The sequence below is a fragment of the Agrobacterium salinitolerans genome (assembly GCF_027498475.1).
In the GTDB taxonomy this organism is placed as follows: Bacteria; Pseudomonadota; Alphaproteobacteria; order Rhizobiales; family Rhizobiaceae; genus Agrobacterium; species Agrobacterium salinitolerans.
Genome location: NZ_JAPZLN010000007.1, coordinates 90,730 through 117,304, shown reverse-complemented (window position 1 = coordinate 117,304; position 26,575 = coordinate 90,730). Strand labels below are relative to the sequence as shown.

Below are 26,575 nucleotides of genomic sequence, written 5' to 3'. Positions count from 1 at the left end.
GAAAGGAAAAGCAATGACCGTCGTTGAAGCCGCAGCCGAACCGGAAAGCGCCATCCGCACCATTCATACCGACTTGCCCGTCAACGCCACCTTCCATGTCTGGTTAAAAGCGAAAAAAGACGCCGAGCCGGGTGCCGTCTCCTTTTCCAATCAGAATGGAAAATTCGCTGAGGTTTCAAGCGTCAACACGGAAGAGTTCGGCTTTCGAATCTATCAGGTTTTCGGCGGCGGCCATGTGGAGATCAGTTACGATACGGTGACGACCGCCGTTTCCGTCATCTACTGGTTCACCGCGTCGGATGTGCTCGAAACCGGAATCACGGTCGTCCATACCAAGCCGGACAATGCCGCACCCGAACTTCCCGGCAGCTATCATTTCCGTCCACCCTTCGGATGGATGAACGACCCGAACGGTTTCGGTCGTTTCGAGGGGCGGCCGCATCTCTTCTATCAGCATTATTCGCATGGGCTGCGCTGGAACACCATGCATTGGGGCCACGCCGTCTCGTCGGATTATCTGCGCTGGCGGCACCTGCCTATTTTCCTTTTCCCTTCGGAAGATCTGACGACAAGACCTGACAAGCGGGGCGGCGCCTATTCCGGCTCCACCATTCCGCTGGTTGAAGGAACGGGCATCCGCGTCTTCTTCACCGAGCAGGTGCAGGACCGTATTCCCGAACAGCAGATTCAGCTCACCGCCACCTCCGCCGATCTCATCATGGCCGGGCAGGCCGAGGTCATTCTGGGCCACCGCCCGGACGGACAGGGGCTGACGCCGGATTTCCGTGACCCCTATGTTTTCCGCGGCCCCGATGGCTTATGGAAAATGGTGCTCGGCAGCCAGAGCGATGGCGGCGGCGTCATTCTGCTTTACGAGACGCAGGACCCCACCGCTGCATCGGGCTGGACCTATGTGGGCAAGCTGTGGGTGGAAACGCGATATAAAACCACGGCCATCGAATGCCCCTGCCTGCTGCCGCTCGATGGACCCGCCAATGCCCGCTCCACCCGCTGGGTGCTGGTCTATGGGCTGATGCATTCGGAGGACCCGGAGACCGGCCGCAAGAACCTCACCATGGCCGATGTCGGCTGGTTCGACGGCAAGGTCTTCACAAAGGAAACCGGGCAGGAGCTGGATTTCGGCACCGACAATTACGCCTTCCAGGCCTTTCTGGATGGCGACAGCATCATCGGCATCGGCTGGCTGGCCAACTGGGCGGATGCCAATCCGGAAATCGACTTCCCCACCTCCATGACCCTGCCGCGTCGGATTCATTATGTGAACGGCGAGCTTCTGACCCCGCCCATCGGTGCGGCGGAAAGCCTGCGCAGCCATATCCTTGACCGCACGCGGCTTGCCTCCGGCGAACGCGTCACCTTTATCAACGGGGCGGTGGAAATATTGTTCGAGCTTGCCTCGCCCGGCGCGCCCTTCGAACTGATGCTCGATCATCCGACGGTCACTCTGGGCGTCGTGTCGGATGAAACAGGGCTGTGGATCCGCCATGAGGACGGCCGTGACGGTGCCTCACCACATTATATCGCCAAGGGAGCCAAGGCATCCCGCATCCGCATCTTCCTCGATTACGGCTCCATCGAAGTCTTCGCCAATCGCGGCCGATATGTGGGCACCAAACGCATCGAAGGGTTCGAACCGGTGCGTTCGGCGCTATTGAAGGCCGCCCCCGGCGCGGTGGTGCATGCCACAAGCTGGGCGCTGAAACCCTGAGGAACCTTTTTGCGGATTGGGCGGTTGATAGACCGACAGCGCCCATTCCACGGATAAGGAGAAACGGCATGACCAAAATCCGCGACACCAGCGATCCGATCCTGTTTCCGACAGAAGCCAATGAAAACAAGGCCGAGAAAAAACGCGCCGGCAAGGGCATCGTCGTCATCATCGGCGCAATCGCGATCATGGCCTTCGTCGTTTACCTGGCGGCGATCACCATCGCCGCCACCCAGTCCTGACGGCGGCGGAAGAGCCGCCTTTCGCTTTGCCGCATTTCGGACGGAAAACCGGATCCCACTTTTTCTGAAAGTGCTTCAGCGCCTTTCGCCCCGCAATCCGCTGGCGGTCATGATCGCCAGCACCGATACGATAACACCCAGCCCATAGAGATAAACCATCGGCATCGTCACATCCGCCCGCTCGATCTGCCCCACCAGATCGGTGGCGGCGGCGACGGTGCCGCTAGCGCCCGCACCGGCGGCGGCGCCCAGCGTCGCGACAGTTGGCAAGAGCGCACCTGTCATCTTGCGCTCCTCCTCAGGAGCTGCTTCCATGGCGGCCTGACTGATGCCGGCCCAGGACATGCCGAAAGCCGATCCGATCAGGATTTGCCCGACGAGCATTTCTCCCCAGTTGCCGGTCGCCAGCCCGAGCCCCAGCAGCGCACAGCCCGGCACCATCTGGTAGGGACCGTAATGCAGGCAAATCTCCCGCAGACGGGCAGAACGCAGGCTGCCGATCAGCATTGCCACAAAGCTCCAGGCAAGCGGCATCGTCACCACGATGAAACCGGCAAAGGTCGGCTCATGCCGCCACAGATTGATGGCGACATAAGCGAGATAGACGCTGCCCAGCGCATGGGCATATGACATCAGGAACAACACCCAGAAACCGCTGCCGAGCACCGTCTTCAGCCGGAACGAATTCTTCGGGAAAAGCCCGATCGAGGGCCGGATGCCCGCCCGCAGGGAGGCCCACAGCAGCGCTGCCCCCGCCAGCAGGGAGAGCGCCCGCAGGCTCGCATCCTCGAAGGCGGAAGGGGCGGAAAAGGCCAATGCGCCGACGAGGCAGAGAACCAGCGGCACAAGCGGTCTGCGCGTCGCCGCCACCGGCCGCTCAGCGGAAACGGCAATCGCGGTATAGGCCAGAAGCAGCAGGATCAGCGGCGCCGACAGCAGGAAGGTGGCGCGCCAGGAAATATGCTCGGTGGCGAAACCGCCGGTCAGCGGACCGATGAAGGAGGCGACCGCCCAGATCGCCGCTTCGATCGCGAAGACCTTCGGCAACAGTCCGGAGCGGAAACCGGCGGGAATGAGGCTGTAACACACGGCCACGATCAGCCCGTCGGCCAGTCCCTGCAAGGCTCTGCCAATAACGACCCACAAAAAGTCGCCGGCGATTGCCGAAAGGACCGAACCGAAGGAAAATATCAGGCAGCAGAGAAGCAGGACGGCGCGCGCGCCGAAACGTTCGCGGAACAGCACGGCGGTGACACCGCCTGCGACGGAACCGACGAAATAAAGACTATAGGCCCAGCTGTAGAAAGCAGCGCCGCCGATTTCGTTGACGGCCACGGGTAAGGCCGTCACCACCGCGAACTGGTTGAAAGCGTGCAGGCCGATACCCGAGGAGATGACGGTCAGAAGCGAGAGGTTAGCCCCGCTCAGCAATTCGCCCCAGCCGTTTTTCTCCACCATTTCCATACTCGACAAAGCCGTATCCTTTCCATTTTTTCGGGCACGGCGGGCAAACTAGAACCTCAAGCACCATTGAGGTCAAGACGACTTTTTCACGTCATTTGTTTTGAAGGTATCCCGCACGGCAGGAACCCTCCGCGCGCCCGCTCGTTTGCCGAAGGACCGACAGAAAGGACACCGTCATGGACCGCAAGAAAATCCTGCCCCTTAACGAAGACGCCATGGACGAGGATTTGCTCGATCTCGACATCGACTCCCTGCCCGCCAAGGGAGAGATTCCGCAATCCATCGAACAGGAAATCGAGGAAGAAGAGGCGGAGACCGAGGACGACCCCTATCAGGAAAGCGACGAGGCCCTGCCCGACGATGCCGAGGAACGGGTGATCAACCGCAACCCTTCGCGGGAAGGCGGAGCTTTCGACGAGGTTTAGGGAAGATTCAGGGCGCGACGGGACGAAAGGCGCGTGAGCATATGGCGTAGATGATCCTGCCCGCCGAAAAAGACTGCAAGAATACGCACGATCTTTTCGCCCTCATCGACATCGAAATAAAAGACAGCCTGATTTTTCGTTACCCGGCGAAGGCCGGGTAATATTTCGGGCAACAATGTCCCCTGAAAAGGCGCTTTGTGAAGCGCTTCCATGTCCGCTTCAATCGACCCCACGCGTCGCGCGGCGCGCGTGAAAGCCGCTGGCAAGGCATCGCCGAGGTCGAGATAGGACTGGATAAGATGATCGAGAATGAGGTCGAGGTCCTGATCCGTCTGCGTCGAACGCAGGACCTTAAAGGCCATGGCTGGCCTTCCGGGCTGCTATCATCGCTGCCGTTCTTTGCTTGCCGTCTTCCACGGAGACGAAGTCACCCTGCCCTCGCTCAACCAGCAAATCACGAAGCGCGGCAAGTTCGGCGTCCCGCAGCTCCGTTTCCTGCCGAAGCAGTTCCAGCCCACGCTGCACGACGGCACTGAGGCTGGCATAACGCCCTTCCTCCACCAGCCTGCGGGCGAAGCTATCCTGTTGATCGGAGATGGAAACTGACGCCTTGACGGACACTGTGGCACTCCCGGTTCAAAAGAGCTACTACTCAGTAGCATATTTCGCCCATTGTTCCAATGGGTGTTCTCAGGCGGGATCGATCATGCTGATGACACGACCGGCGATTTCGTCGATCGTCGCATCGTCAAGGGTTTCGATATATTTCGCTTTCTTCTGGGCGGCACGGGCAACAATGTCCATGCTTCTCACCTGGTTGCATAGTGCGACACCGGTTGTCTTATGGCCCGATATGTTCACGGCAAGCCCCGCCCTGCGCGTGAATAGCCCGCCCGTGGTCACGGGAACGACAAGGCACAGTCCAACCGCGTTGATTTCTCTGGGCGTGATGACGATACAACGATGTTCGTCCCTGATTTCGCTGCCGATCACAGGATTGAGGTCGACCAGATAAACGTCGCCACGTTTTGGAACCTGACTGCGGACCATCAAAGAGCTTCTTTGCCGACTGGCGGCGCTTCGTCCCATTCCCGCGCGCCGGCATTGAGAGCGGCGACTTCATCCGCCCCCTCCAGCAATTCGGCAAGCGTGAAGCGTTTCTTTTCCTGCCGAACAGGGCTTGCGACCAGCGCGCCGTTATCGACCTCCAGCGTCAATTGCTCACCGATTTCCAGCCCCAGCATCTTCAAAAGAGCGGGCGGGATGGTCATCACCGCCGCACCGCCCTGACGTCTTATTCTCGTCGTTACGGTCATCAGTCTGCGCTCCATTTTGTGCAATATATGTAGCACATTTTCAAGCCTGCGCAAACGGAGGTCGTGCCTCAACCCGCCCGTTCCGGCGAATAACCGGCTTCGCGGATCGCCGCTTCCGCGGTTGCGGCATCGCCCATAACCGTCAGTCTGTGGGCATCGAGGTCGATGCTGACGGATGCGCCGGGAAGCACTTCCGTCAGAGCGCCGCGCAGCGTCTTTTCGCAATGGCCGCAGGTCATGTCCGGAATGAGGAAGGTGGTTGCACTCATGGTTTTCTCCTTCTGGCCGGTAGCGATATTGTCGCGCCGGTTGTCATTAAAGTTCAGTGAGTTCTGGCTAGCTTGCCGTCTGTCTTGTCGGCACCCGCGAGATCATCGAGGATGGGGCAATCGGGCCGGTGGTCGCCGCCGCAGCAATGGGCGAGATGAGAGAGCGTCTTCACCATGCTCTTCATCTCGGCGATCTTCTGCTCGAGATCGGCGATGTGGACGAGCGCGATTTCCTTCACCGCCGAACTCTCACGGCTTTTGTCCTGCCAGAGTTTCAGCAGCGTCTCGGTTTCTTCCAGCGAGAAACCGAGCGTGCGCGCCCGCTTGATGAAGCGCAGATTGTGCACGTCCTGCTCGCCATAGACCCGGTAATTATTGCCGGTGCGGGCGGCCGGCGTGATGAGGCCGATCTGCTCGTAATAACGGATCATCTTGGCGGAAACGCCCGATGCTTCCGATGCCTGCCCGATATTCATTACGTCACCTCCCGATGGACCACCTTCGCCCGTTTCAATCTCAGCGCATTGGCGAGAACGAAGACGCTGGAGAGCGCCATCGCACCCGCGCCGATCATCGGCGACAGGGTGATGCCGAAGGCCGGATAGAGCACGCCCGCCGCAACCGGTATCAGCGCCACGTTATAACCGAAGGCCCAGAACAGGTTTTCCTTGATGTTGCGCATGGTCGCCCGGCTCATTTCGATGGCGTTGACTGCGCCCAGAAGATCGCCGCCAACCAGCACCACATCGGCGCTTTCGATGGCGACATCCGTGCCCGTGCCGACGGCAATGCCGATATCGGCTTCGGCGAGCGCCGGCGCATCGTTAATGCCGTCCCCCACGAAGGCCAGCACCTTGCCGCCTGCCCGCATCTCATGGATCGCTTTCACCTTGCCCTCGGGCAGTACTTCCGCCACCACGCGGGAAATGCCGACCTGCCGGGCTATGGCGTTTGCCGTGCGTTCATTGTCGCCCGTCACCATCGCCACTTCTATGCCCATCGCCTGCAATGCTTTGATCGCAGCGATACTCGAGGGTTTCAGCGGATCGGCGACGGCAATCGCAGCCGCCAGCCTGTTGTCAATGGCGGCATAAAGCGGCGTCTTGCCTTCATCTCCCAGCCTTGCGGCGACCTCAGCGAAAATATCGACGGAATGGCCGAGTTTGGCCATGTAACGATCCGCACCGACTTCCAGCCTACGGCCATTGACGGTGGCGGCGATGCCGTAGCCCGTCACACTCTCGAAGTTTTCGACGGTTGTGGGTTCAGGTCCTGCCGGGGTCGTCACATTCTTTTCTTCCGCAGCCCGGACGATGGCTTCGGCAATCGGATGTTCCGAGCGGTCCTCGACGGCGGCGACCAGCCTCAGCACCTCGTTGTCGGCAAATCCTTCGGCAACCACAAGATCGGTCAGTTCCGGGCGGCCCTTGGTGACAGTGCCGGTCTTGTCGACCACGACGATTTCAGCCGAACGTAGCTCCTGCAACGCCTGCCCCTTGCGAAACAGCACGCCCAGCTCCGCCGCCCGACCGGTGCCAACCATGATGGATGTCGGCGTGGCGAGACCCATGGCGCAGGGGCAGGCGATGATGAGCACCGCGACCGCATTGACCAGCGCGAATGTATAGGCGGGTTCGGGGCCGAAGATCGCCCAGACGATGAAGGTCAGAACAGCGATTGCTATGACAACGGGCACGAAAAGCGCGGTGACGCGGTCCACCAGCAGCTGGATCGGCAGCTTGGATCCTTGCGCCTCCTCCACCATGCGGATGATCTGCGACAGCATGGTATCCGCGCCCACCTTGGTCGCCTTGAACTTGAAAGCACCTGTTTTGTTTATAGTGCCTCCGACAACCGTTGCACCGATCTTCTTTTCCACCGGCACGGGTTCGCCCGATATCATGGACTCATCGACATAGGACGAGCCTTCGACGACTTCGCCATCGACCGCCAGCCTCTCGCCGGGACGGATGACGACGATATCGCCCATCACCAGATCGTCAGGGGAAATATCGATGGTGGCGCCGTCGCGCTCTACGCGGGCAGTCTTCGCCTGCAGGCTCATCAGCTTGCGGATGGCGTCTCCCGTGCGGCCGCTGGCGCGGGCTTCGAGAAGCCGTCCGGTCAGGATCAGCGTCACGATGACGGTTGCCGCTTCATAATAGACGAACTGCGCCTCCGCCGGCAGCAGATCAGGCGCGAAAGTCGCCACGACGGAATAGGCGTAAGCCGCCGTGACGCCCAGCGCCACAAGCGAATTCATTTCCGGCGCACCGCGCAGCAGGGCCGGAAAACCGGTCTTGAGAAAGCGCAGGCCCGGCCCGAAAATCACCGCCGTCGCCAACACGAAATAGATGTAATAGAGGTTCTGCGTCTCGATGATGCCCATCAGCCAGTGATGCATCGGCTCATAGAGATGGCCGCCCATTTCCAGCACGAAAAGCGGCGCGGTCAGGATCGCGGCAATCGTCAGGTCGCGTTTCAGCGCGCCCTCTTCGCCCGCATGCTGCATATGGTCGTGGCCGCCAGTCTCGCCCGCCGCCATCTGGCCGTGGCCCTGATGATGTCCGTGGTGCTGGCCGTGACCTTGATGGGCGGAATTGTCGCGCGGTCCCGGCGTCTTCAGCGCAAAACCGGCGAGCTTTGCCGTTTCCACCAGCGTATCCCGTTCACGTCGGCCGCCAATCGTTTCCACGGAGGCCTTGCCGGAGGCCGCATCGACCTTGACGACGATTGTGGTGGCGACCGCTTCCAGAACGGCCTTCAGCCGCCCGGCCTCAGCCTCGCCCCGCAAGCCTTCCACCGCGAATTCGTGACGCTCCGGCGCGATGTCGTAACCGACCTTCTTGATGGCGGCATCAAGCGTTCTGGCCGAAAAACCTTCGGCCGGCTCGACGGTGAGCTTCTTCGTGGCGAAGTTCACGGAACTCGACATGACACCCGGCACCTTGGCCGCGGCCGTTTCCACCCGACGCACGCAGGAAGCGCAGGTCATGCCCTCCACGGGAATGGAAACCGGTTCATGTCGATGGGCGTGTTTGACTGTCTCGTTCATGGGAAATCCCCTTTCGAGACCCTATGTAGAGATTCCCATGATGGGAAGGTCAAGGGAAGCGGAAACTTTTTGTCGAACACACAATCGTGAGTGCGGCCGGGCTTGTTGTCGTCGCCTGCGCGGCAAGGGAGAATACGAAGGGGCAGCAATACACTCGTTGAATTTGATGCTCATTTGAGCTACATACAGCTTTTTATAAAAGGAGGTCGATCATGACCGCAAATGCTTATGTGAGAGCGCGCATCGATCAGGCGCTCAAGGATGACGCGACTGCCGTGCTCGACAGTCTGGGGCTGACTGTTTCCGATGTCATGCGAATGATGCTGACGCGCATTGCCCGAGAAAAAGCACTGCCGATAGAACTGACGCAACCGAACGCTGAAACGCTCGCCGCGATTGAAGAAGCGCGCGCCATCGCGGCTGCCAGGCGCAATCGTTTCGGCACGGCGGAAGCCCTGTTTGACGCCCTTGATGGTAACAAACGGTGACGGATAAAAAAGGTCACGGAAAAGACGCGGCATCGAAACGAACGGTGCTGCCGCGTAGTTCGGATTTCACCAGGCAATTTATCAAGGACTGGCAACGGCTGAACAATTCCGGGCGCTATGACATGGTGAAACTGAAGGAGATCATGCTCCTTCTCATCGCCGGCGAAGCGCCATTACCGGCGCAGTTTCGTGACCATGAACTGACCGGAGAATGGCACGATCATCGCGAATGCCATGTCGGCGGGGACTTTCTGTTGATCTATAAACTTGATGAGAAGCAGAACCTTCTCATCTTCACCCGCGCAGGAACGCACGCCGAGCTTTTCAGGTAAACGCGCAATCCGAAAGATATTGAGGTCGATCTCGCTATCGGTGCACGGCCAGCCGGGGAATATCGCGCAGGAAGGCATCGCGCACGGCGGGGCCGAGTGGCTCGTTTGACGGTTTGTCGGAAACGCGCAGTCTCGCAAAGACGATGTGCTGGCCTTCGCGCTCCGCCCAGCCGACGAACCAGCCGAAGGGACGGTTGCGGTCGGGATTGCCCTTTTCGTCGCGCATGTAGCCGGTTCCGGTCTTGCCGTGCACGGCCCAGCTTTCCGGCCCATCGAAGACCGGCACGATTGCCCTGGTCTTCGCCTGCGCATCGCGCGAAACCGGCAGATTGCCGGCCAGAAGGCGGCGCAGGAAGCCGACCTGTTCCACCGGCGAGACCGTCAGCGACGATCCGAGCCAGGAATGGGTCAGGCCGTTATTCTTGCCCGGCTCACCGGAAACATCGGCATTGCCGTAACCGAGACGCTTCACATAGGCGGCGAATTTTTCCGGACCGAGACGGCGGGTGATCTCACGCGAATACCACAGGACCGAATCCTGTTCCCATATGGAGGGATCGACCGTCTTGCGGTCGGAGGCGCGCGCCTCCGTGCCGGGTTTCCAGTCCCAGGCGGGCGTCTTTTCATCCTGAAGGATGCCGGCGTCGTAACCGATCAGCGCCAGCGGCACCTTGAAGGTGGAGGCCGGCGCCACGCGCTGGTCGCAGGCGCCCTGCTGGTTGATGATGGCGCCGGTCTCGATGGACGTGACCAGCGTGCATTCGAAGGCCTGTGGCTGTTGCTGGGCGTCAGCGGAAAACGGCAGGAGCCCCGGAAGGGCAAGGCATGAAAGAACGATGGCGGGCAGCCGGTAGCGCATGCGTTTCGATGTCCCTCGTCCGCTTCTGCGGATCATTTGCCGGAATGGCCGGAAGCTGTCTTTGTTTTCAGACAAGTCGTACCCCGAAACCGTGACACGCTTTCGGATGACATGCCTTTAGGAGACGGATGGGGCAGGAATAGGACCAAACAAAAATTGACGTTTTCCGTCAGGTCCGTTCCTTTTCGCCCGCCCTCTCGCCGACCGTCTCACCCACTGTCAGGGGCCAGTCGACCACATAATCCTCGAAGTCGTCAACATCCACATCGGCCTCGCTGACGGTGCGGCCGCGGGCGGAAATGCCGGCCTGATGCACCGTTTGCGTATCGCCGGAGACGAGATAATGCCACCAGTAGAGATCCTTGCCGTCGCGCACCAGCGCATAGGCACAGGTTGGCGGCAGCCAACCGATCTCATGCACCTTCTTCAGGTCGAGCTGAATACAGTCCGGCACCGTGGCGCGGCGGTTTTCGTAATCGGAGCATCGACAGCTCTCGCCGTCGAGCAGCACGCAGCGGACCGAGGTGAACACGACTTCGCCGGTGTCCCAGTCTTCCAGCTTGTTCAGACAGCACAGGCCGCAGCCGTCGCACAGGCTTTCCCATTCCTCGCCGGTCATCTCCGTGAGTGATTTGGTTTTCCAGAACGGCGCGTCATTCATCGTTAACATTTCCGTTTCATTTTGATCTCTTGGACGGGAGTGTTTAACCGGTCCCTAATCCTTTATATCGTATCGCCAAGGGCTGGTTTGTACGATATTTTAGCATATTGGCAGGCGGCTGGGGGTCATTGGCCCGCGAAAGGCCGCCGCGTCAAGCACTTCCGACACAACCATGCCACGGTTTTGCGTCGGGAATGGGTTGAAGCGCAGAATATCGATGATCGCGTTGCGTTGAACAGGAAAACATCGCCAGGTGCAGGAAGAAAAAAACGAAAAAAAAGGCCGTAAAAAACGGCACATCCTGCTCCGGATCGATAGCTTCATCGACTCCGGCCTGTGGACGGCTGCGGCAAGGCTGGTGGATTTCTGGGAAGACGTCACCATCGCCTCGCGCAAGCTGCATGTGCGGGGCTGGAAGAAGCTTCTCGTCAACCTGACCTGCGACGCACTGACGTTCGGAACGGCGGGGTCCGTCGTGCTTCTGGCGCTCGCCATGCCGGCCTTCGAGGAAACCAAGAAGGACTGGCGGTATCGCGGCGACTTCGCCGTCACCTTCCTAGACCGTTACGGCAACACCATCGGCCACCGCGGCATCATCCACGAGGATTCCGTTCCGATCGACCAGATGCCGGATCATTTCATCAAGGCGGTTCTGGCGACCGAGGACCGGCGTTTCTTCGACCATTTCGGCATCGATTTCATCGGCCTTGCCCGCGCCATGAGCGAAAACGCCCGCGCCGGCGGCGTGGTGCAGGGCGGCTCGACGCTGACGCAGCAGCTTGCCAAGAACCTGTTCCTGACCAATGAGCGCTCGCTGGAGCGCAAGATCAAGGAAGCCTTCCTCGCGCTGTGGCTCGAGACCAACATGTCGAAGAAGGAAATCCTCAGCCTTTATCTCGACCGCGCCTATATGGGCGGCGGCACCTTTGGTGCTGCTGCGGCGGCGCAGTTTTATTTCGGCAAGAATCTTACCGACGTGACGCTCGCCGAATCCGCCATTCTGGCTGGCCTGTTCAAGGCCCCGGCCAAATATGCGCCGCATGTCAACCTGCCCGCCGCCCGTGCCCGCGCCAACACCGTGCTTTCCAACCTGGTGCAGAGCGGGTTGATGACCGAGGGGCAGGTGATCGGCGCGCGGCGCAACCCGGCCACCGTCATCGACCGCGCCGATGTGAAGGCGCCTGATTATTTCCTCGACTGGGCCTTTGACGAGGTGCAGCGGCTGGCCGCCGAAGGCAAGTTCAGGGACCACACCGTGGTCGTGCGCACCACAATCGATACCGGCCTGCAGCAGGCGGCCGAACAGGCGATGGAAATGGGCCTGCGCGAATTCGGCGAAGGTTACCGCGTCAAGCAGGGCGCGATGGTGATGATCGAGAACGGCGGCGGCGTGCGCGCCATGGTCGGCGGGCGCGACTATGGCGAAAGCCAGTTCAACCGCGCCACGGCGGCGCTGCGCCAGCCGGGCTCCTCCTTCAAGGTCTACACCTACTCGGCCGCCATGGAAAAGGGCATGAAGCCGGAGACGCTGATCTCCGACGCGCCGGTGACCTGGCGCGGCTGGTCGCCGCAGAATTACGGCCGCTCCTATGCCGGCAAGGTGACGCTGCAGATGGCGCTCGCCAAATCCTACAACACCGTGCCCGTGCGTCTTGCCAAGGACGTGCTCGGCACGCAGGTCATCGTCGATACCGCCAAGGCCATGGGCGTTGCCACGCCGCTGCGCAGCGACAAGACGATTCCGCTCGGGACATCGGAAGTCACGGTGCTCGATCAGGCCACCGCCTATGCCGTTTTCCCGGCCGACGGCATGCAGTCGCGCCGCCACGGCATCGAGCAGGTGCTGGATTACGAAGGCAATGTCCTCTACGATTTCAGCCACAACGAAGCGCCCGCCAAACGGGTGCTTTCCGAAGACGCCAATTCGAAGATGAACCAGATGCTGGTGACCATTCCGGTCATGGGCACGGCTAGGCGCGGCGCGCTGGATAACGGCATCGTTTCCGGCGGCAAGACCGGCACCTCGCAGGCCTATCGCGACGCTTGGTATGTGGGTTTCACCGGCAATTACACCACGGCCGTCTGGTTCGGGAACGACGATTTCACGCCGATGAACAATATGACGGGAGGCGCGCTTCCGGCCATGACTTTCAAGCGGCTGATGGACTATGCCCATCAGGGCATGGAGCTGCGCCCCATTCCCGGCATCCAGAACCCGTTGCCGACAGGTGCGCGCCCGCAACCTTCGGCGCAAGTGGCGGCCGCAGCCGCCAGCACCCCCGCTTTGCCGGCCCTCACCCGCCCACGCTCGCTCTCGGCCGAGGCAACGCGTGTGATCCGCTCCATCGCCAGGAAGATGAAGGACGCTTCGGCCTTGAGTGTGACGACGCAGAAGGTGGCGGATGCGTCTTTGCGCGAGGGCAAGGAGGATGCGGCACGGCGGTGAGGTTCACCCCCCTCTGCCCTGCCGGGCATCTCCCCCTCAAGGGGGGAGATCGGCAGGAGGCGCTACCGCCACTTCATTCGTAAACGTTGAGATGGGCGAGACCTATCCGCGCGTCGATCTCCCCCCTTGAGGGGGAGATGCCCGGCAGGGCAGAGGGGGGGGTAAAGCCATGCACTCCATCGCCACCGCTTCTCCAAACCGCAACTTATCGCAACAACACTCCTCTCGCCGTCTCCACCACATGCGACGTCAACACCCCCAGCCGCTCCGCCGCGAGCCGGTTGACCTGCCAGTAAAGCGGAATATCGAGCGGCGTGCCGGGAACGACCTCCACCAGCCTGCCCGTCTTGAGGTGATCCCCCACAAGCTGCACCGGATTGAGCCCCCAGCCCATGCCGGAAAGGCTCGCCTTCACGAAACCGTCCGTCGAAGGCAGCCAGTGGGTGGGATAGGCGATTTCCTCGCCCAGCACCTTCCTGACCCAACTCGCCTGCAGCCTGTCCTTCTGGTTGAAGGTGAGCCCGGGCGCGCAGGCAAGGGCGGCGGGCGTGACACCTCCGGCGAAATGGCGGGCCATGAAATCCGGGCTGGCGGTGGCATGATAGCGCAACACGCCGAGCGGCGTTACCCGGCAGCCCTGCACGGGCTTGGCATGGGCCGTGACAGCGGCGAGCACCCTGCCGCCGCGCAGCCATTCCACCGTGTGGTCCTGATCGTCCACCGCGATATTGACGAGATAATCGCTGCCGCCGGTGAATTTCGAAACCGCATCCAGAAACCATGTGCCGAGGCTGTCAGCGTTTGTGGCGATGTTGAGCGTCACGCGCTCCTGCGCTGCGCCGGCTTCCGCCAGCACCGGAAGCTGTCGGAACAATTCGCTTTCCAGCATGCCGACATGATCCATGTGACGGCAGAGCCATTCGCCCTTTTCCGTTGCCACGCAGGGGTTGCCGCGCACGATCAGCACCACGCCCAGCCGCTCCTCCAGTTGCTTGATGCGCTGGGAGACGGCCGATGGCGTGACGCACAGCACCTGCGCCGCCTTTTCGAAACTGCCGGTCTGGGCCACGAGCGCCACGGCCCGCATGGAGGGATAGTCGAGCATTACGGCACCTCATGCGGGGTTTGGAGGTGGCGTGATGGCCTTGGAAGCCATAGGCGACGGCCTCTCCTTCCCTCATTCTTGTTCCGGGGAACAGGAATGACGGTGAACATGTGGCAACGTGGCGGAAAATCGAGACGTTGAAGAGAGAAGTGCGCCATTAGCTCAGCTTATCTGGATTGAGTTTATTTAACTGGATTAAACCATCTGGCGGAAATATCCAAGCACTCGGCCGGGAGCAACGCCCCCGGCCATTCCACAATGGACAGAGGCAGGGGCCGCGACGCGCATGGACATCCAGATTTTCTTCACCGGCCTGACGATGGGCCTCAGCCTCATCGTCGCCATCGGCGCGCAGAATGCGTTTGTGCTGAAACAAGGGCTGGCGCGTTCGCATGTGTTTGCCGTCTGCACCACCTGCGCCCTTGCCGATGCGCTGTTGATTACGGTGGGCGTGTTCGGCTTTCAGCGGATCAGCGCCATCATGCCGGCGCTCGATCCCATCATGCGTTATGCGGGGGCCGCTTTCCTCGTCTGGTATGGCACCAAAAGCCTGCATTCGGCGCTGCGCTCTTCCGCGACGCTTTCGGTGTCGGAGCGGCAGGAGGCGAGCCTGTGGCAGACTTTGGCCATTTGTCTCGCGCTGACCTTTCTCAATCCGCATGTCTATCTGGATACCGTCGTGCTGCTCGGCACCATTTCAACGCAGTTTCCCGGCTTCGAAAAAACCTTCGCGGCGGGCGCGGCCACCGGTTCGCTGGTGTTCTTCTTTTCACTTGGTTACGGCGCGCGCTGGCTGCGGCCAATCTTTGAAAAACCCTCCGCCTGGCGCATTCTTGAAGGCGTCATCGCCGTCACCATGTGGGCCATCGCCTTCAAGCTTGTCATGGGCGCCTAAAGCGGCGGCGTGTCGCCGGCTCCGATATCCCAATAGAGCCCGGCCATAAGGGTAAGCGCCTCGCGTACGATCTCCTTCGGCAAATGTTCGTTCGGCGCATGCTGCGAGCAGCCGGGATAGGAATGTGGCACCCAGATGGTGCGCAGTTTGAGGATATCGGCAAAGATATCGTTGGGCAGCGAACCGCCGAGATTGGGCAGAAGCGCCGGTTTTCTGCCCGTGGTACGGGCAATGGAGCGCAGCGTGAAATCCACCCATGGATCCTGCGGATCGAGCCGGGTCGCGCGGAAAATCTCGTCGCCGGCAGGCGCGATTTCCACCATTGCAAAACCCTGTCGGTCGAGATGACGCCGTACGGCGGGCAGAACCGCCTCCGGATCGATACCGACAACGAAGCGCAATTGCAGCCGCGCCCACGCCCGAGGCGGAATGGCGTTGACCGGCGCACGCGGATTGCCGGTCTCGAAAGCCAGCACTTCCAGCGCGCACCAGCCGAACACCCGCTCGGCGGTGGAAAGGCCGGGCTCGCCCCAGTCCGGATCGATCTTCGGGCCGTCCGGCCCGCCATCGATTTCACAATCGGCAAGAGCCTCACGCACCGCTTTCGGCAATTCCTCCGGCACCAGTTCCGGCACGCGGATCTGGCCGGTCGGGCCGACGAGACTTGCGACGGCATGGGCCAGCTGCACGCCGGGATTGGAGAGCGCCCCGCCCCAATTGCCGGAATGATGGCCGCCCTCACGCGCCTCGATCACCAGATCGAAGGTGATGCCGCCGCGCGCGCCGAGAAAAACCGTCGGCCGTTCCGCATTCAGGCGCGGGCCATCGGAGGCGATCAGAAGATCGGCTTTCAGCCGCTCGCCATGGTTCCGGCAAATCTCCCTCAGGCCGGGGGATCCCCTCTCCTCGCCCATCTCGATCAGATGTTTGGCGTTGAAACCAAGCCTGCCGCGTGTCTCGAGCACGGCCTTCAACGCCGCCATATTGACGGAATGCTGCCCCTTGTTGTCGGCCGTGCCGCGCCCATACCACCTGCCATTGCGTTCAGACATCACAAAGGGCGAAAGGCCCTCGGCCCAGCCCTCGTCCTGACCGCGCACCACATCCCCGTGGCCGTATCCCAGCACGGTCGGTAGCGTGTCGCCCTCGAAACGCTCGGCGATCAGAAACGGCAAATCCGCCGCCGGGTCGCGCAGGATGGTGCAGGAAAAACCCATGGCGGCGAATGCGGGCAGCATTTCCTGTTCCAGATAAAGCGTCAGTTCCTCGCCCTGCTCCTCATTCTGGCTTTCGGTCCGTCGCAAAACGCGTCGCGACAAATCCCGCTCGAAGCCGCCATCGTCAAAACAGGCGGCGGCACGGTCGATTGCGGATTGTCGCGACATGATGGAATATCCCCGGTTGTGATCATTTTCACGAAGACTAAACAAGCCGCGCCATTTTCCAAACAGGGAATCAGTGATAGTCCTCGACCTGTTCAAAAACGGGAAAACAGCGTGTTCCGAGTTCCATTCCTTGTCGGCATCGCCCTTCTGATCGCCTTTGGCGGCGGTATTGCCGCAACGCTGGCAGCCCTTGAGGCGACATCCGGCTTTGGATCGATCCGCGTCGGCTCCTGGGACGCCTTTCCCGTGGCGCAGACGATCGAGGCGGATCCTTACGCCAAATCGCACCGCGCCGACGCCGGCAAGCTGCTTTACGGAACCGCGGAAGGTCTGGCCTTCACCGCCTCCGTCGACAGCGATGGGCAACGCTTGAGCGGCGAGTGCCGCTACCGGCTGGCCGGCGCCGTGCCGCCCGCACGATTCTGGACGATATACACCGCCGATCAGCAGGGCAATGTGCTGGCGGAAGATGCGGGGCGGCCCTTCGCGCTGAATTCCCGCACGCTTTTGCGCAGCGCCGATGGCGGCGTCGACATCACCATTGCCGCTGACGCCCAGACCTATAACTGGCTGTCGGTGCCGCAGGGCCAGACCTTCAGGCTGGTCATGACCCTGCTCGACACGCCCGTTGCGGGCAGTTCCGGCCTGATCGACATTTCCATGCCGCAAATCCGCAAGCTGGGGTGTGGCAATGCTTAGGGTTCTGCTCGCCATCCTCACCGGTCTCGTCGGCGCAGCCGTGCTGCATGTCATCATTCTTCTGGCGATACCGCATTTCAGCAATCGCGACGCCTATACGCGCGCGGTGGCGGAAGGAAAGCCGCATCAGTTTCATCTGCTCGAAGAGACGGCGGAGAAAAAGACGCTTGGCAGCGGCGATCCCTTCATGCGGGTCGCGGTCTGCACCTTCGATATCGAGGACAAGCCGGTCAGGCTGACTGCCATCGGGGCCGTGCCCTTCTGGTCGGTCGCGGTTTACGACAAGGCCTCGAATGAGGTTTTCAGCATGAATGACCGCACGTCCGCCGGCGGGGTGATGGATATTCTGGTGGCGGATGCGGTGCAGATCGCCGCCATCCGCAAGGCGCAACCACCCGCGCTTTCGCAAGCCATTCTGGCGGAATCGGATCAGACGAAAGGGTATGTGGTGTTGCGGACCATGGTCCCGCAGCCGAGTTTCGGCGAAGAGGCGGAACGGTTCCTGAACGAGGCGAAATGCCAGCCGACGGCGTGGAAATAACGTCGGTTGTCGTGCGCCGTCAGGATTTGAGGGCAGTTTCCGCTGCGGATTTGCCCTTGCGCGCGACTTTTCCGGTCGGCTCGGTATCGCGTTTTTCATAGCGCACGCCGGTAAACAGCACGACTTTCGCCGGGCCGATCACGGTTGCCACCGCGCCGGCGGGGCGCAGGTTTCGTCGGGCGTCGCCGATTGGAATAATCTCTGCCATGCTCATCTCCTCTTCGGGACATGATTGTCAATGTTGCCCATGGGAACCGCGCAAGCCTCGTCTTGCGTCGGGAATTTCATCACCATCACATTGCGCATAGGCCAGTCCACAGACTGGTTTTCGCACGATCCAAAAATCCAAGGCGATTCTTATAAGGGGACCGTGCGCAGATTCAGGCTTCACATGCCATTTTCTCATTTATTCCGTCGATAAGAATAACATGGAATCCTAATACTGCCCATGAAATTACAAACAGACAGAGGTTAATGATCCGTTAACCTTAATTGCCGGACCCCAACTTATTCCGGCCGGAGCTGCCCGCCTTGAAAACAAAGGCGATGCGGTAAAGTTCCACGGTCCTTCGTCCGTCATCAAGGTTTTAAAATTTCCTTGTTGAAAGATGCGGATTCTCTCTTGCCACCCCCCATAGTTAACAGGGCGTCAACGCATTTGCTCTAATTTGAGCCGATATTGTGTTTGCGTTTGTTGGGTAGTGCGTTGACCGACCGGTTTCGAGAACTTGAGAGGCCAAGAGCCGTGAGGAAGAAAGATGTGGTGCTGATGGCCACCGTGACGAATTTCGAGAATGTTTCGCATCCGTCAAAAACGGACCTTCGGCAGTTCGCCGAACTTTTCATGCCGCTTTTCAACGCCTCCACCGATGAAGCCAAGCGGGAGGCGATCGCCGCGCTCTCGCAGCATCCGAGCGTGCCTTCGGCTGTAGCCTTCTTCATCGCCTGCCAGCCGATTTCGCTTGCAGCGCCATTCCTCATTTCCTCCAAATGCCTCGATGACGACACGCTGATCACCATTGCCCGCACGCAAGGGGCGGCGCATGCGCGCGCCATCGTGCGCCGCGAGGACCTTTCCCCCACCGTCATCGACGCGCTTGTCGGGCTGCGTCACGCCGAAGATCTGAAGCGGCCGGATGAACAGACGACGGCTGCCGAACCGCAGGCGGCGGAAAGCCCTGAAGAGCCGAAAGCGGAAGAAAAGACGGACAACATCGCCGCCGCCTCCGCGCTCGAAGAGGAAATGCGCCAGCGGATCAAGCAGATGGCGCATCACCTCAACCGCCCGGAAAGCGACGTTCTCGGCCTTCGCCGGCTGAGCGAGGTGCAGGAAGCGCTGCTGGTGCGTTTCGCCCGCGAGCGCAACGCCCGGCAATTCGCGGTGACGCTGGCGGATTCTCTCTCCTCCAGCTACTGGCTGTCGGAGCGCATCATGCTCGATATATCAGGCGCGCAGCTGGCAACGACGCTGACCGGCCTTGGCATGGAATTCTCCGAGGCGGCTTTCGTGCTGCAATGTTTCTATCCGCATCTTTCCGCCGCCGCAGGCGATATGAACCGTGCCGAAGCCCTGCTCGACGGTCTCGACATCGTGGAATGCGAAGAGCGGCTGGAAAGCTGGCGGCGGGCCGACAGCTATACGCATGGCCGCGAACGACCGGGCCACAACACACCGTCTGCGCAAAGAACCGGGACGCAAGGATAATCAGGTCTGGCCTTGCGCCTTCACGGATTGAAGAGGCGGGCCATCGCCGGCCAATTCTAGGCCTTCGGCCCATCAACCAGCGTCAGCAGGCTCCCGATCTCATCGGTTTCGATCTCCACCACCCACAGGTCGCTGTCGAAGCGTCGTTCCCTCTCAAGAAGAGCGGCACTTTCCTCGCCATCCGCACCCGCAAGACGCGTTTCGAAACGGCGCTCGGCGCGGATGTCCTCATCATCGGCAAAACTTTGCGGCGCGGGCCCATAGAGGTTCTCGCGGCCATCACGCAGGCGCTGGCGGATAAAGATCGCCCCCGCCTCCTCCGCCCCCTTCTTTTCGACAGCCGCAAATCCGCCGGCGGCGAAGACGCGGCGGATGAGGGCTGAGACGAACATTTCGGATTTGAGGCGCATGGGGTTGCTTTCGATGGAAATGGTGGGCGTGCTTTGCAATGTTGAATTTAAGGGGCGATGGTGCGCGGGGCTTCACCCCCCTCTGCCCTGCCGGGCATCTCCCCCTCAAGGGGGGAGATCGGCAGGAGGCTCTTTCACTGCTCCATTCTCAAGCGTCGGGATGGGCGAGACCTTGCCGCATATCGATCTCCCCCCTTGAGGGGGAGATGCCCGGCAGGGCAGAGGGGGGTAAAGCCCCAAGCACCTTCGGTCCGTCGTCAACCCTCCGGAAGCTCAAATCTAAAGCGCCCCGATCGACTTCAGCTTCTTCAGCACGACCTCACTCGGCTCGCCGGTTTCCGGCAGGCGATAATGTTTTTCAAACGCCCTGATAGCATTACGGGTCTGCTGGCCGGCCACACCGTCCACTTTCACATCGGCATAAGCGATGTTGATCAGCCCCTGCTGTATCCTGGCTATGAGATCCCGGCTGGCAGGCTTGGACGTGCTATTAAGGGAAACGGGTTCGGCCTTTACCTGCGGCTTCTCCGCCTTGCGGATGGCGGCCGCGACCGGGTCGATTTCCACTCCACCGCCGCTGGTGTCGGAAGGCCGGTCTTTCGGGATCGCGGCAACGGTCGCGCCATCGATCTTCAGCGCCGCCAGCACCCGGGTCGTCGGCTCGCCGGTCTGTTCCATGCCGAGCGTTTCCTCGAAGAACATGATGGCGGCGGCGGTGCGTGGGCCCATGCGGCCATCCGCCTCGCCTTCGTAAAGCCCACGTTTCTTCAGTTCTGTCTGAATATCGGCAACGATCTGCTGCGGCTTCTGGCTTTCTGCGACGGATTGCACCGGCGTTTCGGCCGTCGCTTGCTGCGCGTTTTGCGTCTCCGCCGGTCGTTCTATGCGGAAGGTGGTGACATCGCCCTGCACGCCGAGATGCTCGGCCGGGCGATAACCGGCAATGCCATTTGGGTTTTCCGCGTCACGCGTGCGCAGGAAAGGCGATGGGTGCACGCCCGGCTGATACCAGAGCGCATTGGCGGCGACAAAACCGAAGACGACCGCAAAGGCGCCTGAGCCGCCCACCAGTTTCGGACGGCGCAGGATTTCTCGCCCGATGGCAGAAACCACCAAGGAAACAAGCCCGGCGCCAATCTGGGCCGTTGTTTTCTTAGGCGGTTTTCGCTTTCGCGGGGCCATTGTCACCATCCTTTTTCATCATTGCGGCCATATCGCCGAGCTGCCGGATGCGGGGCGGAAATTCCACCATGCTTTCGGCTTCGGCGCTTTCGCCGCCACCCGCCATGCCCGAACCGTCGGCAGGCAGGGTGATCGTTACGACCGTTCCCTCGCCGGGCTTGCTGGCAATGGCGAAAGTGCCGCCATGCAGTGCCACAAGCCCCTTGACCAGGGACAATCCCAGACCCGTGCCCTCATAGCGACGGGTATATTCATTCTGAACCTGCATGAAGGGCTGGCCCAGCAATTCGATCTTGTCGGAAGCGATGCCGATGCCGGTGTCGCTCACCGTCAGCTTCAACATCGCGCCCTCACGCGCGGCGTCGATCGACACCACACCACCCGCATCGGTGAATTTTATGGCGTTGCCGGCAAGATTGATCAGAACCTGCCGGATGGCGCGCTGATCGGCCGAGATTTCGCCGACACCGCGCTGGATGCGGCTGGTCAAAGTCAGACCCTTTTCCTTCGCCTGCAGGCTGAGCATCGCCTCGCAGGACGAGATGGTCTCGGCAATCGGGAAGCTTTCCATCATCAGCTCGTAACGGCCGGCTTCCAGCTTGCTCATATCGAGCATGGTGTTGACGACAGAGAGAAGATGCGCACCCGACTGGCGGATGAGACCGACATATTCCCGCTGGCGGTCGTTCTCCAACCGGCCGAAATATTCGCCGGCCAGAATATCGGAAAAACCGAGGACGGCGTTGAGCGGCGTGCGCAGCTCGTGGCTGACGGCGGCGAGAAAGCGCGATTTCGCATCATTGGCCGATTCCGCCTCGGCCGCCTTGCGGGCGACATCGCGGCGCAGGCGTACCATGTCGGTAACATCGGTCAATTGGGCGACGATACGGCGCAGGCGGCCCGTTGAACCGCGAATGGCCGTCATTTCGATGCGGCCGTGCATGAATTGCGCCTGACGCGACTTCGCGCCGGTCTCGAAGCGAAGTTCCACCGTCGCCCTGTCCTCCCCCTGCCGCAACATGTCGAAAGCCTGCATCAGTTCGATGCGGTCGGAAACATGGACGTATTCAACGAGGACATGGCCCTTGCTGGCCTGGAGGTCGTTCGGAAACGCCGCGAGATCGCGACCGGAAACGTGCTCGACGAAACCGGTCTCACCGATCATCAACACAAGGCCCGGCACCTGCGATGCCGTGATAAGGTCGTCGTGCACCGGCGAGACCGAATGAGAAGATGCGCCGCGTGCGGAGTGGGAAAAGGCGATCAGAAGTGCGGCGGCAGCCAGAAACAGCGCCAGCACCAGAGCAGCGCCAATGGGCAGTGCGATGGCGGGGCTGACGACAAGGCTGAAAAGGGCCGGCGTCACCACAAGACCGACGGCGCTGAAGGCGATCAGCCAGCGCAGGCGCGCAACGGTTCCGGCGCGCCTTTCGGTGTCCTCTTCCATGCGCGCAAGCCATCTGCCTGCGGCATGGTCGACCAATGCGACCGCTTTTTCTCTCATATTACGCAATACCAACACCGAATCCCTGAGGCGGTTCTAACGGCTCCGACAATAGAAGGCGGCGGCTTAAGGAATGGATAAAAAGAATGGCCTCAAAGGCCCGTCAAATGCTGCGCAGTCCCATTACGGGGCATTTCTTCGAAGCTTTCCCAATCATGGTTAATGACGGGTAAGCGACGGATTTCGCTTCATTTTTGCCATCATGTTAACTTTTGTGGCAAAGCCGTGCGCCGCTTTCGCCCGGAACGTGCGGCCTCTGTCGCAATTATGCTTAACATCGACTGTTAAAATTCGAATGAATTCTCGGCAGGCGTCCCGATACGAGGAGAATAGGTACAATTTGAATTAAATTGCGTCGCTTTTTGCAATCGGCTGTTCGCCGGTCGCCTGTAGCTTCTTCACAAGCCCGAAAAACGGGACAAAGGCCGATGACCCGAAACCGGGCGGGGCTTTAGAAAACAAAGATCATCTGGCAGGGTGTCTGACAATGTGGTTTCTGATCAAGGGAACATTCTGGTTTTCGCTGGTGCTGGTGGCGCTGTCCTATTTCGGCAGCAGCAACGATCCGGCCAAGGAACCTTCGGCCTTCGATATTCCCAGCGCCGTTTCAGCCGCCGGTGAAGCCTATCGTTATGTCAGCGCCATCTGCATCGAAAAGCCCGATGTCTGCGTCAAGGGCGCCGAAACTTTCCATGCGCTCGGCGAGAGGGCAAAGGAAGGGGCGAAGGTCGCCTATGAATTGCTGGACAAGCAGCTCGCTTCCGGCGACAAGCCCGCTCCCGCGGCTGAACTCGCAGTCGGGGCCGAAAAACTGGCCGAAGCCCCGGTCGTCAGCGTCGAATTTCCGAAGGATACCGACATGCTGAAGACCGGCACCGTCATTCCCCTGCCGCAGAAGCGCCCTGCGCCCTGATGCTGTCGCCCTGATCCCTGCCGGCCAGCGCGCCACAACCCCTTTTTGCAGCCGAAAATATCCGGCTGCCGATTGCCTGCCTGACTTGCCCACGGAAACCTGTTTTCCGTGGGCTTTTTCATGGTCCATGGTTCAAAACCGGCCGCACTTCCCCTATATCCTAGCAAACACCTTGCAATGATGGATGATACGGCGCGCAAATGGCCTCTCTCGAAACGATCCTTGACGACTTCGCCTTCCTCGACGACTGGGAGGATCGCTATCGCTATGTCATCGAACTCGGCAAGGCGCTTCCCGATCTGCCGGAAGACAAGCGCGCGCCCGAGAACAAGGTGCATGGCTGCGCAAGCCAGGTCTGGCTCGTCAGCCATAGCGATGGCGCCGAAGACCCTCTCCTGACCTTCGAAGGCGATTCGGATGCGCATATCGTGCGCGGCCTCGTCGCCATCGTGCTCGCCGTCTATTCCGGCAAGAGAGCCTCAGAAATCGCCGATCTCGACGCGATTGAGGTGTTCGACAGGATCGGGCTGGTGGAACATCTGTCGTCGCAGCGCGCCAACGGCCTGCGCTCCATGATCAAGCGCATCCGCGAGGAAGCCCGGCTGCTGGCGGCCTGACTTTCACCTCGTCATCGACGGGCGATAATCCGCATCGCCCCAATGGTGTTCCTTCCTGCCCGCGCGGGCCGCAGGCGGCGCATAATGGCGGGCAAGCGCCAGCAGTGCTGCGCGCAGCAGCAGTTTTGCCGACCGCGCCGGCCATTGCCTTTCGCGCTCCACCGTCTCCAGCCCCTTTTCGAAGCAGCAGATATCGATGGCGACGCCCGCCAGTTCAGGCCCCATCGCATCGGCCGCGCGGGAAAACCGCGTTCTTGCGGCCATTGCCGCCTCGGTGAGATCGAGCGCCCCTCCCGCCTCACCTTTGGTGCGGTTCGCTATTCTCGGCTCCCATGTCGCTGTTACCTTCGGATTGAGATGGCCGCGATGAAAATCGGCGGCAAGGCGTTCACCCGCTCCCAGAGCATCCGCCGGGAAAAACGCCGCACCGTCCCGTTCCTTCAGCCTTGCAAGGCTGGTCAGGGGAGAGCTGTTGAGATTGCGCCGGGCCGGCTGCTTTCCTTCGCCGACATCCACAATAACCGTCTGCATATGCCGGTGCTGGTCCTGAAAAACCTCATCCCGGTCTTTCGCCATTGCACGTTTCAGCCAGGAAGCGAGCGGCGGCGCGGCGGAAAGGGTGTTTTCCCGCTGCTCGACCAGCCCGGAAGAAATGGCAAACCGCACCGTCGCGACCGAAAACCGCAGCACAGGATGGCCTGCCCGCGCCCGGCGCAGGACGATGTCGCCACCCTCCTGCGACATCTCCACCGCGCCCGCGGCGATGCAACGCAGCAGCCGCAGGAGATGTGGGTTCTGGGGGGAGATCGGGGCGCTTTTTTCCTCACTCATCCCGGGCGCCTTTCATCGCATTGAAGATATTGCCGGTAAGCCGCTCCAGCGCGGCGACGAACTCATCGAATGCCGGTTCGTCACGCCGGTCCTCCACCACCTGGCAGGCATGGCCCACCGTCGTCCTGTCCCGGCCGAAACAGGGTCCGATATCCGACATGGGAATGCCCAGCTGCACATGGCACACATACATGGCAATCTGGCGGATGTGGCATTCCGTGCGCCGGCTGTCGCGGCGCACCAGCGTTCGGTCGCCCGTCAATTGCACCATCTCGCCGGTGAGCTGCCGTACCAGACGGCAAAGACGGGAAATCTCCTCCCGCCCCGCCGCAGACGGCCAATGACGAAAAGGTCGATCACCGACACGCACGCAAGGCCGCGCGGCGGCAGGCAGAAACACAGTATCCGACGGCATATGCAACTCCTCTACGAATAGGAATTAATTCATACACCTGAGGAAGTACGTGGGGAAGCGTGAATTTGCAGAAGAAGAACATGCCTCTGATATGGTTCTATATTTTTTAGAAATGAGGTCTTCTATAAAGGATTTTTTTCCTCACCAAATATTCGAAGCGGCAATAAAAAAGCCGGTCTACGGACCGGCTGGATATTCATGTGATGTAAAGACAGTTTCTAAGGAAACATGGGGAGCGGGCGAATGCGCACTGCCGCCTTCTCCCCGCCGGGGAGAAGGTCACGGCAGCAGGTTGAGGGGGTAAGGGTACAGATATGCGGAGAACTTGCCCCCTCATCCGACCCTTCGGGCCACCTTCTCCCTGACGGGGAGAAGAAACAACCCCCGCAGACCCGCGTTAAAATCAACGGCTGGCCTTGCGGCGCTGACCGAGACCCATTTCCTTGGCGAGCCGCGAGCGGGCTTCGGCATAGGCGGGCGCAACCATCGGATAGTCGACCGGCAGGTCCCACTTTTCGCGATATTCTTCCGGCGTCATGCTGTGATGCGTCGTCAGATGCCGCTTGAGCGACTTGAACGAGCCGCCGCATTCCAAACAGACGATGTGGTCATCCTGAACCGACTTGCGGACGGAGACGGCAGGCTTCTGCTTTTCGACATTGACCGCCACCGACGCCGGCGCCGATGTTCCGCTGAGCGCCGTGTGAACATCCGAAATAAGACCGGGAAGGTCAGTTACCGGAACGACGTGGTTGCTAACATAGGCAGCCACAATATCCGCCGTCAGTTCGACCAGCAGATCCTGGGCGTTACCGTATGCAGTTTCCGTCATTTAAGTATCTCCTGTTTATTGATCCCCTGACGCGGGCAAACGCCGCATCGAGCGATGTGAAGTTACCCGGTGCCCCACCTTCGCCTTGTTGAAACCAACATGAAACCTACCCCTAGATTTCGAGCGAAAACCGGAAACGAATTGGTCCGAGATTCAACGTATGGCCCGCGACATGGGCAGCAATGGCCCGGTGGGCCATAGATTAGACATTAATAAAATGCCTATGCCGACTATGAAGAGGCTAGATGCAAATTG

The 26,575-nt window shown here is 60.7% G+C and carries 31 protein-coding genes; 12 read left to right on the top strand and 19 right to left on the bottom strand.

Going from position 1 to position 26,575, the window contains the following annotated elements:
- Nucleotides 1-13 precede the first annotated feature (13 nt).
- Both O9X91_RS21485 and O9X91_RS21480 read left to right on the top strand, forming a co-directional pair.
- A complete protein-coding gene (locus O9X91_RS21485; RefSeq protein ID WP_269825842.1) occupies nt 14-1,729 on the top strand; it encodes a glycoside hydrolase family 32 protein in 1,716 nt (571 codons plus the stop codon).
- Nucleotides 1,730-1,797: 68 nt separating this feature from the next.
- On the top strand, nt 1,798-1,971 hold the full coding sequence (locus O9X91_RS21480) for a hypothetical protein (protein ID WP_077982677.1): 174 nt from the start codon (nt 1,798-1,800) through the stop codon (nt 1,969-1,971).
- Between the two features lie 75 nt (nt 1,972-2,046).
- Here the strand turns inward: O9X91_RS21480 and O9X91_RS21475 are convergent, their stop codons facing one another.
- Nucleotides 2,047-3,435, bottom strand: a complete 1,389-nt coding sequence (locus O9X91_RS21475; protein ID WP_173989587.1) for an MFS transporter — start codon at nt 3,433-3,435, stop codon at nt 2,047-2,049.
- Between the two features lie 176 nt (nt 3,436-3,611).
- On the opposite strand from O9X91_RS21475, the gene O9X91_RS21470 reads away from it, so the two are divergent.
- Nucleotides 3,612-3,860 (top strand): hypothetical protein, encoded by a 249-nt coding sequence (locus O9X91_RS21470; protein WP_077982678.1) that lies wholly within the window; start codon nt 3,612-3,614, stop codon nt 3,858-3,860.
- Here O9X91_RS21470 and O9X91_RS21465 read toward each other — a convergent pair.
- The 7 genes from O9X91_RS21465 to O9X91_RS21435 form a co-directional block, all read right to left on the bottom strand.
- Nucleotides 3,857-4,222: a KluB gene (locus tag O9X91_RS21465; protein ID WP_077982679.1), complete on the bottom strand. Its 366-nt coding sequence runs from the start codon at nt 4,220-4,222 to the stop codon at nt 3,857-3,859. The two genes, O9X91_RS21470 and O9X91_RS21465, sit on opposite strands and share 4 nt — an antisense overlap.
- A complete protein-coding gene (locus O9X91_RS21460; protein ID WP_077982680.1) occupies nt 4,212-4,481 on the bottom strand; it encodes a ribbon-helix-helix domain-containing protein in 270 nt (89 codons plus the stop codon). Before O9X91_RS21460 ends, O9X91_RS21465 begins: the two co-directional genes overlap by 11 nt.
- A 69-nt stretch (nt 4,482-4,550) precedes the next feature.
- Complete coding sequence (gene mazF, locus O9X91_RS21455) at nt 4,551-4,910, bottom strand: type II toxin-antitoxin system toxin MazF (protein WP_142912434.1); 360 nt, start codon at nt 4,908-4,910, stop codon at nt 4,551-4,553.
- Nucleotides 4,910-5,176 (bottom strand): type II toxin-antitoxin system antitoxin MazE, encoded by a 267-nt coding sequence (mazE, locus tag O9X91_RS21450; RefSeq protein WP_127758200.1) that lies wholly within the window; start codon nt 5,174-5,176, stop codon nt 4,910-4,912. The genes mazF and mazE overlap by 1 nt, the downstream gene beginning before the upstream one ends.
- A 68-nt stretch (nt 5,177-5,244) precedes the next feature.
- Nucleotides 5,245-5,445 (bottom strand): heavy-metal-associated domain-containing protein, encoded by a 201-nt coding sequence (locus O9X91_RS21445; RefSeq protein WP_077982682.1) that lies wholly within the window; start codon nt 5,443-5,445, stop codon nt 5,245-5,247.
- 53 nt (nt 5,446-5,498) lie between these two features.
- The gene (cueR, locus tag O9X91_RS21440) at nt 5,499-5,921 is read right to left on the bottom strand and encodes a Cu(I)-responsive transcriptional regulator (RefSeq protein WP_142912433.1); all 423 of its coding nucleotides are present in this window, start codon (nt 5,919-5,921) and stop codon (nt 5,499-5,501) included.
- Nucleotides 5,921-8,500: a heavy metal translocating P-type ATPase gene (locus tag O9X91_RS21435; RefSeq protein ID WP_162520414.1), complete on the bottom strand. Its 2,580-nt coding sequence runs from the start codon at nt 8,498-8,500 to the stop codon at nt 5,921-5,923. The genes cueR and O9X91_RS21435 overlap by 1 nt, the downstream gene beginning before the upstream one ends.
- A 212-nt stretch (nt 8,501-8,712) precedes the next feature.
- On the opposite strand from O9X91_RS21435, the gene O9X91_RS21430 reads away from it, so the two are divergent.
- Nucleotides 8,713-8,988 carry a type II toxin-antitoxin system RelB/DinJ family antitoxin gene (locus O9X91_RS21430; protein WP_077982683.1) on the top strand — a complete coding sequence of 92 codons (276 nt, stop codon included), beginning with the start codon at nt 8,713-8,715 and terminating at the stop codon, nt 8,986-8,988.
- Nucleotides 8,985-9,320: a type II toxin-antitoxin system YafQ family toxin gene (locus O9X91_RS21425; RefSeq protein WP_142912432.1), complete on the top strand. Its 336-nt coding sequence runs from the start codon at nt 8,985-8,987 to the stop codon at nt 9,318-9,320. Before O9X91_RS21430 ends, O9X91_RS21425 begins: the two co-directional genes overlap by 4 nt.
- A gap of 34 nt (nt 9,321-9,354) precedes the next feature.
- On the opposite strand, the gene blaOXA is transcribed toward O9X91_RS21425, so the two are convergent.
- A complete protein-coding gene (gene blaOXA / locus O9X91_RS21420) occupies nt 9,355-10,179 on the bottom strand; it encodes a class D beta-lactamase (protein ID WP_077982685.1) in 825 nt (274 codons plus the stop codon).
- A gap of 169 nt (nt 10,180-10,348) precedes the next feature.
- Nucleotides 10,349-10,840, bottom strand: coding sequence for a YcgN family cysteine cluster protein (locus O9X91_RS21415; protein WP_077982686.1), 492 nt, complete (start codon nt 10,838-10,840; stop codon nt 10,349-10,351).
- Between the two features lie 253 nt (nt 10,841-11,093).
- On the opposite strand from O9X91_RS21415, the gene O9X91_RS21410 reads away from it, so the two are divergent.
- Nucleotides 11,094-13,286, top strand: a complete 2,193-nt coding sequence (locus tag O9X91_RS21410; RefSeq protein ID WP_136903022.1) for a transglycosylase domain-containing protein — start codon at nt 11,094-11,096, stop codon at nt 13,284-13,286.
- A gap of 205 nt (nt 13,287-13,491) precedes the next feature.
- On the opposite strand, the gene O9X91_RS21405 is transcribed toward O9X91_RS21410, so the two are convergent.
- Entirely contained in the window at nt 13,492-14,391 is a 900-nt protein-coding gene (locus O9X91_RS21405) for a LysR family transcriptional regulator ArgP (protein WP_269833759.1), read from the bottom strand.
- Nucleotides 14,392-14,677: 286 nt separating this feature from the next.
- Here O9X91_RS21405 and O9X91_RS21400 point away from each other — a divergent pair, with 286 nt between their 5' ends.
- Nucleotides 14,678-15,286, top strand: coding sequence for a LysE/ArgO family amino acid transporter (locus O9X91_RS21400; protein ID WP_269833758.1), 609 nt, complete (start codon nt 14,678-14,680; stop codon nt 15,284-15,286).
- Here the strand turns inward: O9X91_RS21400 and O9X91_RS21395 are convergent.
- On the bottom strand, nt 15,283-16,671 hold the full coding sequence (locus O9X91_RS21395; RefSeq protein WP_269833757.1) for a M20 family metallopeptidase: 1,389 nt from the start codon (nt 16,669-16,671) through the stop codon (nt 15,283-15,285). The genes O9X91_RS21400 and O9X91_RS21395 overlap by 4 nt on opposite strands.
- Before the next feature lie 111 nt (nt 16,672-16,782).
- On the opposite strand from O9X91_RS21395, the gene O9X91_RS21390 reads away from it, so the two are divergent.
- The gene (locus O9X91_RS21390; RefSeq protein WP_077982691.1) at nt 16,783-17,370 is read left to right on the top strand and encodes a DUF1214 domain-containing protein; all 588 of its coding nucleotides are present in this window, start codon (nt 16,783-16,785) and stop codon (nt 17,368-17,370) included.
- Entirely contained in the window at nt 17,363-17,911 is a 549-nt protein-coding gene (locus O9X91_RS21385; RefSeq protein WP_077982692.1) for a DUF1254 domain-containing protein, read from the top strand. The genes O9X91_RS21390 and O9X91_RS21385 overlap by 8 nt, the downstream gene beginning before the upstream one ends.
- 19 nt (nt 17,912-17,930) lie before the next feature.
- Here the strand turns inward: O9X91_RS21385 and O9X91_RS21380 are convergent, their stop codons facing one another.
- Nucleotides 17,931-18,119, bottom strand: a complete 189-nt coding sequence (locus O9X91_RS21380; RefSeq protein ID WP_162854287.1) for a hypothetical protein — start codon at nt 18,117-18,119, stop codon at nt 17,931-17,933.
- A 561-nt stretch (nt 18,120-18,680) separates the two neighbouring features.
- Here O9X91_RS21380 and O9X91_RS21375 point away from each other — a divergent pair.
- A complete protein-coding gene (locus tag O9X91_RS21375) occupies nt 18,681-19,616 on the top strand; it encodes a DUF2336 domain-containing protein (protein ID WP_202048193.1) in 936 nt (311 codons plus the stop codon).
- A gap of 56 nt (nt 19,617-19,672) precedes the next feature.
- Here O9X91_RS21375 and O9X91_RS21370 read toward each other — a convergent pair whose 3' ends face one another.
- The 3 genes from O9X91_RS21370 to O9X91_RS21360 all read right to left on the bottom strand — a co-directional run bounded on the left by O9X91_RS21370 (nt 19,673) and on the right by O9X91_RS21360 (nt 22,712).
- The gene (locus tag O9X91_RS21370) at nt 19,673-20,026 is read right to left on the bottom strand and encodes a DUF1491 family protein (protein WP_173988424.1); all 354 of its coding nucleotides are present in this window, start codon (nt 20,024-20,026) and stop codon (nt 19,673-19,675) included.
- 279 nt (nt 20,027-20,305) lie between these two features.
- Nucleotides 20,306-21,208, bottom strand: coding sequence for a peptidoglycan-binding domain-containing protein (locus O9X91_RS21365; RefSeq protein WP_269825847.1), 903 nt, complete (start codon nt 21,206-21,208; stop codon nt 20,306-20,308).
- Entirely contained in the window at nt 21,180-22,712 is a 1,533-nt protein-coding gene (locus O9X91_RS21360) for a sensor histidine kinase (protein ID WP_142912617.1), read from the bottom strand. Before O9X91_RS21360 ends, O9X91_RS21365 begins: the two co-directional genes overlap by 29 nt.
- Nucleotides 22,713-23,199: 487 nt before the next feature.
- On the opposite strand from O9X91_RS21360, the gene O9X91_RS21355 reads away from it, so the two are divergent.
- Nucleotides 23,200-23,625, top strand: a complete 426-nt coding sequence (locus O9X91_RS21355; RefSeq protein ID WP_269833756.1) for a DUF5330 domain-containing protein — start codon at nt 23,200-23,202, stop codon at nt 23,623-23,625.
- Between the two features lie 200 nt (nt 23,626-23,825).
- A complete protein-coding gene (locus O9X91_RS21350) occupies nt 23,826-24,242 on the top strand; it encodes a SufE family protein (RefSeq protein WP_077982698.1) in 417 nt (138 codons plus the stop codon).
- 3 nt (nt 24,243-24,245) lie between these two features.
- Here the strand turns inward: O9X91_RS21350 and O9X91_RS21345 are convergent, their stop codons facing one another.
- From O9X91_RS21345 to ros, 3 genes are all read right to left on the bottom strand, one after another.
- Entirely contained in the window at nt 24,246-25,073 is an 828-nt protein-coding gene (locus O9X91_RS21345) for a DUF6456 domain-containing protein (RefSeq protein ID WP_269833755.1), read from the bottom strand.
- Nucleotides 25,066-25,488: a helix-turn-helix domain-containing protein gene (locus tag O9X91_RS21340; protein ID WP_077982700.1), complete on the bottom strand. Its 423-nt coding sequence runs from the start codon at nt 25,486-25,488 to the stop codon at nt 25,066-25,068. The genes O9X91_RS21345 and O9X91_RS21340 overlap by 8 nt, the downstream gene beginning before the upstream one ends.
- A gap of 403 nt (nt 25,489-25,891) precedes the next feature.
- Nucleotides 25,892-26,320, bottom strand: coding sequence for a MucR family transcriptional regulator Ros (gene ros, locus O9X91_RS21335; RefSeq protein WP_003497181.1), 429 nt, complete (start codon nt 26,318-26,320; stop codon nt 25,892-25,894).
- Nucleotides 26,321-26,575 lie beyond the last annotated feature (255 nt).